This window comes from Caloramator quimbayensis (assembly GCF_900167605.1).
Taxonomy (GTDB): domain Bacteria; phylum Bacillota; class Clostridia; order Clostridiales; family Caloramatoraceae; genus Caloramator_B; species Caloramator_B quimbayensis.
In genome coordinates, this window is sequence record NZ_FUYH01000017.1 from 45,126 (window position 1) to 56,378 (window position 11,253).

Below are 11,253 nucleotides of genomic sequence, written 5' to 3' on the forward strand. Positions count from 1 at the left end.
GGGTGAAATTATGAATGAAACTGTTCTTGTAGTTGAAGATGAGGAAAGAATAAGAGAGCTTATAAAGGCGTACCTTATTAAAGATGAATATAATGTTCTTACTGCAGAAAATGGATATGAAGCTTTAAAAATAATAAAAAATAAAGATGTTCATATCGCAGTAATCGATGTTATGATGCCGGTTATGGATGGGTGGATGCTTTTAAATGAAATTAGGAAAACATCCACTCTTCCGGTTATTATGCTTACCGCTAAATCGGATGATGAAGATAAACTATTAGGATTTGAACTTGGAACGGATATTTATCTTACTAAGCCTATAAGCCCAAAGATTATTGCAGCAAATATAAAAGCATTATTAAAGAGGACATATTATATTGAAAATAGTGCAATTAATGCAGCTTATGATGACCTTTATATTGATGAAGATGCTCATAGAGTTTTGATAAACAAAGAGGAAGTTTTGTTATCACCGAAGGAATATGATATACTTTTATATTTGTTTAAAAACAAAGGCATTACTATTTCGAGGGAGAAAATACTTGATAAAATTTGGGGAATTGATTATGATGGCGATATAAGAACAGTAGATACCCATGTAAAAAGGCTGAGAGAAAAATTAGGAGATAAAGGGTATTTAATAACAACCGTAAGGGGCTACGGATATAAGTTTGAGGTAAAAAATGATAAAGTTTAAAAGTATAAGTAAAAAATTGTTCTTAATAAATGTAACCATATTTTTATCTTTTATATTTATAACGATGATTTTTCTTTTTCTATTTTTTGAACGTTTTTATTTAAGTGAGAAAATAAATAAAAATGAAAAAGCGTTAAAAGAATTTATAACTAACTATGAAAAGGCTGAATCTCTAAATGAAATAGAGAAAATTTTATTGGATTCTGAAGAAAAAAATGGCTCAAAGATAACTGTCTTAGATGAAAATATGGTTCCAAAGATATTCAGCTTAGATGGTAGAGATAGAAACCTGCCAAATGGAATGCTTCTTGATGCTATTAAGAGCATAGGTACTCCAAATATGAAACTTGTTAGAAAAAACAATAATATAGCAACTTTTATAATCGAAGGCAGAGAACCTCCTTTTAAAGGAATTGTAAGCATGAATTATTATTTAAAAAATAATGAAATTATTATTTCAGTAACTTCTCTTCAGCCAGTAAACGAGGCTCTGCTAATTATAAATAAAATATATATATATTTTACATTAATAGCATTATGTATAGTTATAATTTTATCCTATCTATATTCAAAGATTATTTCAAAACCATTAGTTGAAATGAATAATATAGCAATTAGGATGGCAAATCTCGATTTTGGAGAAAAATGCGATGTGAAATCACAGGATGAAATTGGAAGCCTCGCTAATAGCTTAAATAGTTTATCTGAAAACCTTAATGAGGCTCTAACATCTTTAAGATGTGCAAATGCTAAGCTTGAAGAAGACATAGAAAAAGAAAAGCGCATTGACAAGATGAGAAGGGATTTTATTGCTGCAGTTTCACATGATTTAAAAACTCCAATATCCCTAATAGAAGGGTATGCTGAAGCGTTAAAGGATAATATATTTATTGATAAGGATAGAGACTTTTATCTTGATATAATATTAGATGAAACGAAAAACATGAATAATCTTGTTGAGGATATGCTTGAACTTTCAAAACTTGAATCCGGTAAGTTTGAAATATCAAAGGAAAAATTTAATTTGAGCGATTTGATTGAATCAATAATTAAAAAATTTACAGTACCATTACATGAAAAAGAAATAGGAATTGAATTAAATCTTATAAAGAATGCAGTAGTTTTTGCTGATTGGGATAGAATTGGTCAGGTTATAACAAACTATTTAACAAATGCAATAAAACATACTGAGAAAAATGGTAAAATTATTATAAATATGATAAAAGAGAAAGATAAAATAAGGGTTGAAGTAGAAAACACAGGCTCCTACATTCCTGAAGATGAAATAGAAAAAATATGGGATATCTTTTATAAATTAGATAAATCAAGGAATAGAAAATTTAAAGGAGCTGGAGTCGGGCTTTCAATAGTTAAGAGCATAATTGAAATGCATGGCGGAACTTATGGGGCATTAAATACTGATAAAGGGGTAAAATTTTATATAATTCTGCCTTTAATTATGTGATATTAAAAAAGTGTTAAGCAGGTTTTAACTTGTTTGACACTTTTTTTATTTTTGATAGTTAAAGTATTTGTTCATAAATAGTTAATAGATTTGTCACTTGAATACAAAATACAAATTATAGCATATATTTAGCAAATTTAAGAGAGGAGAGAAAATATGAATTTTATTAAAAGGAAATGGAAAGATATAGCCCTTATTTTTATATTAATTTTATCTATGTTTTTAAGTTTTTACGGTGTTTGGAAGCAAGGCTATGCAAATTCCTATTATACTGCAGCTGTAAAGAGTATGCTTATGAATTGGCATAACTTTTTCTATGCATCCTTTGACCCTGCAGGATTTGTAACCGTAGATAAACCGGCCCTTGGGCTTTGGATTCAGGCTTTATTTGCATGGATTTTTGGAGTGCACGGATGGAGTGTAATTTTACCAGAAGCATTATCAACAGTTATATCAACTGCAATAGTTTATCATATCGTAAAAAGAAGCTTCGGAAAAAATGCAGGTCTTATTTCAGCTCTTATTTTTTCAACCACTCCAATACTTATTGCTGTAAGCAGAACAAATAATCTTGATGCATCATTAATAATGGTTCTTCTGCTTGCTGTATGGGCAGCGATTGTTGCAGCAGAGAGAGGAAGTTTGAAACATCTTTTAATCTCAATGGCTCTTGTGGGAATTGGGTTTAATATAAAGATGCTTCAGGCATATATGATAATCATAGGACTTTTTATGCTTTACTTTTTTACAGCAAATATATCTTTAAGAAAAAGAATAATTCATACTATAGTTTCAGCAGCAGTTTTAATTTCTGTTTCATTATCTTGGGCAGTGATTGTCGATTTGACACCAGCAGATAAAAGGCCATATATTGGCAGCAGCAGTACTAATTCTGTATTAGAACTTGCACTTGGATATAATGGAATTCAAAGATTGTTAGGTCATTCAGTTTCAAAATCAGCTGCAAATAATATGCCTATGCAGCCTAATATGGGAACACCGCCTGATATGAACCAAACTTATTTTCAAGGAGAAAATAAAGGTATGCCTCCTGACATGAATCAAAATGGAAATGCATCATTTGACGATAATGGTATACCATTTAATCAATCAAATAATGGCACTAAAGATAGTGCGGATTCTAATAGTCAAGCTACTCAAAGAATCGATAAAAATATGCAGAGGATAGGTGGAAATGGTGGTGTAGGAGGCGTTGGAGAAAATGGGAATAAAGGGATTTTAAGATTGTTTAATGAGAAGCTTGCAGGACAGATAAGCTGGCTTATTCCATCAGCTTTGTTTGGAGTACTTATTTTAGCAATAAATATAAAGAAAAAAGATAAAAACAACTTAAGGCATTTAATATTATGGTCAGGCATTATGTTTCCTATGATTGTTTTCTTTAGTATAGCAGGCTTTTACCACAGGTATTATCTTTCAATGCTTGCACCTTCAATAGCAGTTTTATCTGGAATAGGAATAATTAAGATGTGGGAAGAGTATAGAGAAAAATCTTGGAAATCATATCTTCTCCCTAATGCTATTGCTATAAATGCTTTGATTCAAGCAATAATATTATCAAAATACAGTTGGGGAAATATACTAATACCCTTAGTTTTAGGAATAGGATTAATATCTTCTATTTTACTTATTATGGTGAAAAACAAAAATATAAAATATGCAAAAATCTTCTTAATATCTGGGCTTTTAGCATTATTAATATCTCCCTTTGCCTGGTCGCTGACTCCTATGATTTATGGTGATCAATCAGTAATGCCTAATGCAGGACCACAAACTCAGATGAAAGATTTAGGTAGAATGAATAATATTGGAATAAACAATAAAAATCCAATGCCGTCAAATTTTGAAAATAACAGTAATTCAAGTTTAGTTAAGTTTTTAAAGAGCAAAAGGAATGGGGAAAAATATTTAGTTGCTGTTCCAAGTTCCCATACTGCTGATAGTATAATACTTGAATATGGAGAAAGCGTTATGACCTACGGAGGATTTTCAGGTTCAGACCCAATATTGACTGTAGAAAAATTAAAGTCAATGCTTGAAAAAGGGGAGATAAGATATTTTGCAATTGGCGGAATGGGTGGAAATCAAACAGAAATAATAAATTGGGTAAAACAAAATGGTAAGCAGGTTTCCCAAAGTGACTGGTCAAATACAGATGGAAATAACATTGGAGACCCTTTTAGGGGAGGAGAAAATATAACATTATATGATTTAATGCCTGATAAAAATTAGGGAGGGGTTTTTGTGGATAATGTTCAGTATTCAGTAGTTGTTCCATTATACAATGAGGAAGAAGTTATAAATGAGACGTATAAAAGGCTCAAGAGAATAATGGATTCAACTAAAGAATCCTATGAGATAATATTCGTTAATGATGGAAGCAGAGATAATACATTAGAGCTTGCAAGAGAAATCTGCAAATATGATTCAAATATAAAACTTATAAGTTTTTCAAGAAATTTTGGGCATCAGATAGCAATTACTGCAGGTATGGATTATTCCTGCGGAAAAGCAGTTATAGTAATTGATGCAGATCTTCAGGATCCTCCAGAAGTAATAATAGAGATGATTGAAAAATGGAAGGAAGGATATGAAGTAGTATATGGAAAAAGGATTAAAAGAGAAGGTGAAACTTTCTTCAAAAAGTTTACCGCATCAGCATTTTATAGATTTTTAAACAAGATGACAGATATAAATATGCCTGTTGATACAGGTGATTTTAGACTGATTGATAGAAAAGTCTGTGAAGCATTAAAATCTGCGCCAGAGCATAACCGATATGTTAGAGGCCTTGTAAGCTGGGTTGGGTTTAAACAGACTGGAGTTGAGTTTGTAAGGCAGGAGAGGTTCGCAGGAAAGACAAAATATCCTCTTAAAAAGATGCTTAAACTTGCCTTTGATGCAATAGCTTTATTCTCACATAAACCTTTGAAAATTGCAGCATATTTTGGGAGCATATTATTACTTATGAGTATTGTCTTTTTATTATTTACTCTTTGCAATGGATTGATTGTAGGAACAATACTCTCATTATTGTTTTTGCTTAATGGAGTTATTCTAACAGCACTTGGAGTAATTGGAGAATATATTGGTAGAATATATGATGAAGTTAAAGGAAGACCTCTTTACATTATCTCAGAAAGGGAAGGATTTAAATGATAGAGGCAATTAAAAGCAAAATTTCCTTCTTCGAAAAATACAAAAAAATATTTAGATTTTCATTAGTTGGAGTTATTAATACTTTAGTAGATTTTGCGTTTTTTTCTATATTAAATGGATTTACGATTAACAAAATGTTATGCCAATTTGCAGGTTACAGCATGGGAACAGTTAACAGTTTCATAATGAATAAACTTTGGACCTTTGAAGATAGAAAAAAATTTAAAATTAAAGCTCAGATAATAAAATTTGCTGTTGTTAATATAGTTTCCCTTTTAATTTCAATGTTTTTTATAAATTTTTTCTACTCAATTTTAGGAATTAATGTATATGTTTCAAAAGTATTAGTAACTTTAATTACTCAATTAATAAATTTTGCAGGGTATAGATATTGGGTATTTATATAGGAACAATAAACCTATACCTCATCCTGAAAATTTTTGTTGACATTTTGAGAATATTTTGTTATCTTCTTAATAGATGAGTGTGTTACTGATTTGCAGGCACGAGCTCAAGAAAACATAATTGTTTTCTTGAGCTTTTTTTGCATAAAAATTTAGGAGGAATATAATGTTTGACTTGATATTTAAAAAAGCAAATAATGAGGTAGTATCACCGGTTAGCGGAAAGGTATTAGAACTTAGTGAAGTTGAGGATGAGGCTTTTAAATCTGGTATTGTAGGAGAGGGAATTGCTATAATACCGGAGGATGATATTATAAAATCTCCAATAGATGGTAGACTTGCTATGATATTTAAAACTAATCATGCCTTTGCTGTTTTAAGCGATGATGGGGCAGAGATACTTGTTCATATTGGAATGGATACAGTAAGATTAAATGGCGAGGGTTTTACAAGGCTTATTGAAGAAGGCCAAAATATTAAAAAGGGGCAGGAGATTATAAAAATAGATAGAAAACTTATAGAAAGCAGGGGATATTCTATAGTAACTCCTGTTGTGATTACAAATCCTGAAAAAGAAGTTGAAATAAAGGTTAAAAGCGGTGACGATGTTAAGGCGGTCAGGGATGTTATTTTCAAGTATAAATTAAAATAAAATCATGCCTAAATTTCGGGGGATATTATGGTTAAAAAATTTGTAGTTATAAAACCCTTTAATCACAATGTAGTCTACTGCAAATGTATAGATTCAAAGAATGAGTGCATTATATTAGGAAAAGGTGTAGGATTTGGAGTTAAAGAAGGGCAGTATGTTAATGATAAAAATATTGAAAAAGTACTATATATTTTCGATGAAGATACAATTAGAAAATTTAATTCTTTGATTGAAAACATAGATGGAGATATTGTTGCAGCAGCAGAAGAGATAATAGAATATGCTGCCTCATGTTTTGAATCTAAATTAAATGAAAATCTCCATATTACCCTTTTAGACCATCTAAATTTTGCTGTTATAAGATACAAAAGCGCAATTGAGATAAAAAATCCTTTTTTATATGAGATAAAGTCTATGTATAAAAAAGAATTTGAAATTGCAAAAAAAGCAGTAGAGCTTATAAATAATAAACTCAATATAAATCTTCCAGAGGATGAGGCAGCTTTCATAGCTATGCATATACATGCAGCTGCCAATAATATACCAATATCACAGGCAGCATTAACAACAAATGTAATTGCAGCATCTATACAATATATTGAAGACTCTTTAGGAATAAACATAGATAAAGAAAGCATAGAATATATTAGGCTGTTAACTCATATAAGATTTGCGGTAGATAGGGCACGAAAAAAGATAAGCATAGAAAATCTTTTAATAGATACTATAAAAGAGAAATATAATTATTCTTTTCAGATAGCTAAAAACCTATCTGAAATGTTAAATAAAGAATATTTTATAGAGTTTTCTGAGGGAGAAATAGGATATATAGCGCTTCACCTTCAGACCATAATAGGTAAATTAACGTGATTTTTAAGAGCATGTTACTGGTAATGCAGGCATTAGCTCAAGAGATGATGGAACTATATTGTCATTTCTTGGGCTTTTTTTATAAAAAAATAAAAAGGGGGTTTTTAAATGTCAACGACAAATCTTATGCCTAATCAAATTGCAGAGCAAATATTGAAGAAAGTGGGCAATAAGCAAAATATTATTTCAATTGCTTATTGTATGACAAGATTGAGATTGACAGTAAAGGATTTATCTTTAGTACAAAAGGAAGAACTAAAGAAGACAGAGGGAGTATTAGGACTTGTTGAGCAGGATAATCAAGTTCAAATAATTTTAGGTCCTGGAAGGGTTGTAAAGGTAGCAAATGAAATGAGCCTTTTAACAGGATTAAAAGTTGGTGAGCTTGATGAAGCTGCTATAAGAAAAGAAGAAATTAAAGCAAAGAATTCTACACCATTTAAAAATTTATTAAAGAAGATATCAAATGTATTTATACCATTAATTCCTGCATTTATTGCGTGTGGTCTTGTAATGGGTATTAATAATATTTTATCAAAATTCAATCCTGAATTCGCAAAAACTACATTTGGAGGAATTTTAGGAGTTATAGGTGGAGCAGTTTTCTTTGGACTTAATTTGTTTGTTGGTGCAAATGCTGCAAAGGAATTTGGAGGTTCTCCAATGCTTGGAGGAACAATGGCAGCTATAATATCTGGTCCGTCTCTTGCTAATGTACAGCTTTCTGGGAAACCGCTTGTTCCGGGACGAGGAGGAGTTATTGCAGTTTTGTTAGTTGTTGTATTTAGTAGTTGGCTTGAGAAAAAAATAAGAAAATATATTCCAGAAGTATTGGATTTATTTATTACACCGCTCCTTACTGTACTCATTGCAGGATTTGCAGCTATATTTGTATTGCAACCTTTAGGAGGTGCAATTTCAGATTCAATAGGTAATGCAGTAAAGGCAGCAATACAAAGTGGTGGAGCTATAACAGGATTCATACTTGGAGGAACATTTTTACCGCTTGTAATGACAGGATTACATCAAGGACTTACTCCAATTCATGCTGATCTTTTAAAAACAACAGGGCAAAATCTTCTGTTACCAATACTTGCTATGGCTGGTGCTGGCCAAGTTGGGGCTTCTATAGCAGTATATTTTAAGACCAAAAACAATAGACTAAAAAAGACTATTTTATCAGGTCTTCCAGTAGGCATACTTGGAGTTGGAGAACCATTGATATATGGTGTTACGTTACCTCTTGGAAAGCCATTTTTAGGGGCATGTATTGGAGGTGCATTTGGAGGAGCTTTCAATGCTGCTACTAAAGTAGCTTCAATAAGTATGGGATTATCAGGTCTTCCACTTGCTGCATTAATAAAGCCGGGGACAGTTGTATATTATTTAATTGGTGTTCTTATTGCGTATACAGCAGGATTTATAGCAACTTATATATTAGGATTTGAAGATCCAGAAGAATAATATAAAATATATAATTATAGAGAATTGAGAAAACTCAATTCTCTATAATTGGAAATAAGGAGATTTGTATGCCAAAAGGAATTTCAATTTTTACAGGTTTAAATTATACTTTGGAAGAAAATTTAAATTATATAGTTTTTGCAAAAGAAAATGGATTTCAAAGCATATTCACATCACTACATATACCTGAAGCGGATTATAAAAGGACTATTGATGAATTTATTAATATGGTGGAATTCAGCAATAAGAATAATATGAATGTTATTGCAGATATATCTCCGAGGACTTTTAAATATTTAGGAGTAACAATGAACGATATGAAATATTTCAAGGAACTTGGATTATATGGAATTAGAGTGGACTTTGGATTTACAGCAAAAGAAATAGCTGAATTCACCAAAAACCCTTATGATATAAAAATAGAAATAAATGCAAGCACAGTAAACGAAAAATTTTTAAATGAATTTCGAACATTTGAACCTAATTATAGCAATATACAAGCTTGTCATAATTATTATCCGAGATTAAATACAGGGATATCTATTGATACGTTTAATTATAAGAACAAATTGCTTAGAAAGTATGGAATAAATATATCAGCATTTATTCCTTCTTTAATAAATAAAAGAGCACCTTTATTTGAAGGACTACCTACTTTAGAAAATCATAGATTTATGGAACCTCAAATTGCAGCTAAACATTTATTTGTATTAGGAATAAACAATGTTATTTTTGGAGATAGTATTCCAACTAATAAAGAGATAGAAACAGTTGGAAGAGTTGATGAAAATATTTTAGAGCTAAGAATAAAAGCGTTTACTTCAAGTAAAATAGAAAGAGATATTTTATTTAATCATATTCATACAAATAGACCTGATAATGCAGAAGATGTTATTCGATCTACATCTTCAAGAGAGCATATAAATGAAGTAATAGAACCTTATAATAATATTGAAAGGATTATTGGTTTTATTACTATTGATAATAAGGACTATTTAAGATATTGTGGAGAACTGCAGATTTGCAAAAAAAATCTTCCGGCTGATAATAGAGTTAATGTTGTAGGAAAAGTTATTGATGAAGAAATATTTTTGATTAATTACATAAATGAAGAAAGTAAATTTAAATTTATTGAAACGAAATAATTGTGGAGGTAGAAATGGACATTAATAAATTAAATGTATTAACAACTGAAGGAAGGAATATTAATACAATTGATATTGATAAACTTGATACCTTAGGTATTATTACTCTTATAAACGAAGAGGATAAAAAAGTAGCTTATGCTGTTGAAAATGCTAAAAAAGACATAGCAAAGGCTGTAGATGAGATTGCAAATCGACTATCTAATGGCGGGAGGCTTATTTATATAGGAGCAGGTACAAGCGGCAGGCTTGGGATTGTGGATGCTTCTGAATGTCCACCTACTTTTGGAGTAGATTTTGAACTTGTTCAGGGATTGATTGCAGGAGGACATGAGGCAATTTTTAAGGCTGTTGAGGGGGCTGAGGATGATGAGGTACTGGGTAAAAAAGATTTAGTAAACATAAATCTTACATCTAAGGATGTAGTTTGTGGTATTGCAGCCTCTGGCAGAACACCTTATGTTATAGGTGCCATGAATTATGCAAAAGAGATTGGTGCTGCAGTTATTTGTGTTACTATGAACCCTGAAAGTGAAATGTCAAAGATAGCTGATTATCCTATAAGTGTTGTAGTAGGACCTGAGGTTATAATGGGTTCTACACGTATGAAAGCAGGTACTGCCCAGAAAATGGTTTTAAATATGCTCACAACTGCAACTATGATAAAGCTTGGCAAAGTATATAGCAATCTTATGGTTGATGTTAAGGCAACAAATGAAAAGCTTGTAGCAAGGGCAAAAAGGATTGTAATGATAGCAACAGGTGCTGATGAAAATACTGCAAGCAGTATATTAGATGAAACTAATTATGATGTAAAATTAAGTATTTTTATGCTTTTAACAGGGTTAGAAAAGGAAAAAGCAAGAGAAATGCTTAAAAAAAACTGTGGCTATATTCAAAAAGCCTTAGAAGATGTAAAAAATGAAAAATAAAATATTTTTCAGAATTTTTATCCTTGAGCTGCTGACAAATGTATTTTGTCTGCAGCTCTTTTAAGTGTGCCCGGCATGGGCAACAGCTCGGCGGTGAAAGTCCGCTATGGGCTTGGTAGTGGGAACCATTAGCCAATGGCAAGGGTGTCCATCGTGAGGTGGAATCTGAAGGAAGCCGGAGGCAAAGTCTCGGCTCGATGAACAAGAACCACATACGAGGCTGACTTGAGGCGGACGAGTTTGCGGAACAAAACAAAGTCCAACACTACCCGAACCTCATACAGTAAATGTGGCGAGTATATGGGATGAAGGCGGTTGCTCTTACCCGGGGAGGTCTAACAGATATGCCATAAAAAGAATGAACTTTCTCAATGGCAACCTATTCAGCGATGAATAGCTGAACTGTTAGAAGTCAGCAGAGGTCATAGTACTACGAAATACGCG

10 protein-coding genes are annotated in these 11,253 nt (G+C 31.5%); all 10 read left to right on the plus strand.

Annotated elements, in window-relative coordinates; translation table 11 throughout:
* Nucleotides 1-10: 10 nt before the first annotated feature.
* The 10 genes from B5D15_RS10865 to murQ all read left to right on the plus strand — a co-directional run bounded on the left by B5D15_RS10865 (nt 11) and on the right by murQ (nt 10,809).
* Nucleotides 11-697, plus strand: a complete 687-nt coding sequence (locus tag B5D15_RS10865) for a response regulator transcription factor (protein WP_078697149.1) — start codon at nt 11-13, stop codon at nt 695-697.
* A complete protein-coding gene (locus B5D15_RS10870; protein ID WP_078697150.1) occupies nt 684-2,162 on the plus strand; it encodes a HAMP domain-containing sensor histidine kinase in 1,479 nt (492 codons plus the stop codon). The genes B5D15_RS10865 and B5D15_RS10870 overlap by 14 nt, the downstream gene beginning before the upstream one ends.
* A gap of 156 nt (nt 2,163-2,318) precedes the next feature.
* Nucleotides 2,319-4,415, plus strand: coding sequence for a glycosyltransferase family 39 protein (locus B5D15_RS10875; RefSeq protein WP_078697151.1), 2,097 nt, complete (start codon nt 2,319-2,321; stop codon nt 4,413-4,415).
* Between the two features lie 12 nt (nt 4,416-4,427).
* On the plus strand, nt 4,428-5,342 hold the full coding sequence (locus B5D15_RS10880; RefSeq protein WP_078697152.1) for a glycosyltransferase family 2 protein: 915 nt from the start codon (nt 4,428-4,430) through the stop codon (nt 5,340-5,342).
* A complete protein-coding gene (locus tag B5D15_RS10885; protein WP_078697153.1) occupies nt 5,339-5,749 on the plus strand; it encodes a GtrA family protein in 411 nt (136 codons plus the stop codon). Before B5D15_RS10880 ends, B5D15_RS10885 begins: the two co-directional genes overlap by 4 nt.
* A 163-nt stretch (nt 5,750-5,912) precedes the next feature.
* Nucleotides 5,913-6,398: a PTS sugar transporter subunit IIA gene (locus B5D15_RS10890; protein ID WP_078697154.1), complete on the plus strand. Its 486-nt coding sequence runs from the start codon at nt 5,913-5,915 to the stop codon at nt 6,396-6,398.
* Between the two features lie 27 nt (nt 6,399-6,425).
* Nucleotides 6,426-7,268, plus strand: coding sequence for a PRD domain-containing protein (locus B5D15_RS10895; RefSeq protein WP_078697155.1), 843 nt, complete (start codon nt 6,426-6,428; stop codon nt 7,266-7,268).
* A gap of 126 nt (nt 7,269-7,394) precedes the next feature.
* Nucleotides 7,395-8,732 carry a PTS transporter subunit EIIC gene (locus B5D15_RS10900; protein WP_078697164.1) on the plus strand — a complete coding sequence of 446 codons (1,338 nt, stop codon included), beginning with the start codon at nt 7,395-7,397 and terminating at the stop codon, nt 8,730-8,732.
* A 68-nt stretch (nt 8,733-8,800) separates the two neighbouring features.
* Nucleotides 8,801-9,877, plus strand: coding sequence for a DUF871 domain-containing protein (locus tag B5D15_RS10905; protein ID WP_078697156.1), 1,077 nt, complete (start codon nt 8,801-8,803; stop codon nt 9,875-9,877).
* Between the two features lie 14 nt (nt 9,878-9,891).
* The gene (murQ, locus tag B5D15_RS10910) at nt 9,892-10,809 is read left to right on the plus strand and encodes an N-acetylmuramic acid 6-phosphate etherase (protein ID WP_078697157.1); all 918 of its coding nucleotides are present in this window, start codon (nt 9,892-9,894) and stop codon (nt 10,807-10,809) included.
* The last annotated feature ends 444 nt before the right edge of the window (nt 10,810-11,253 follow it).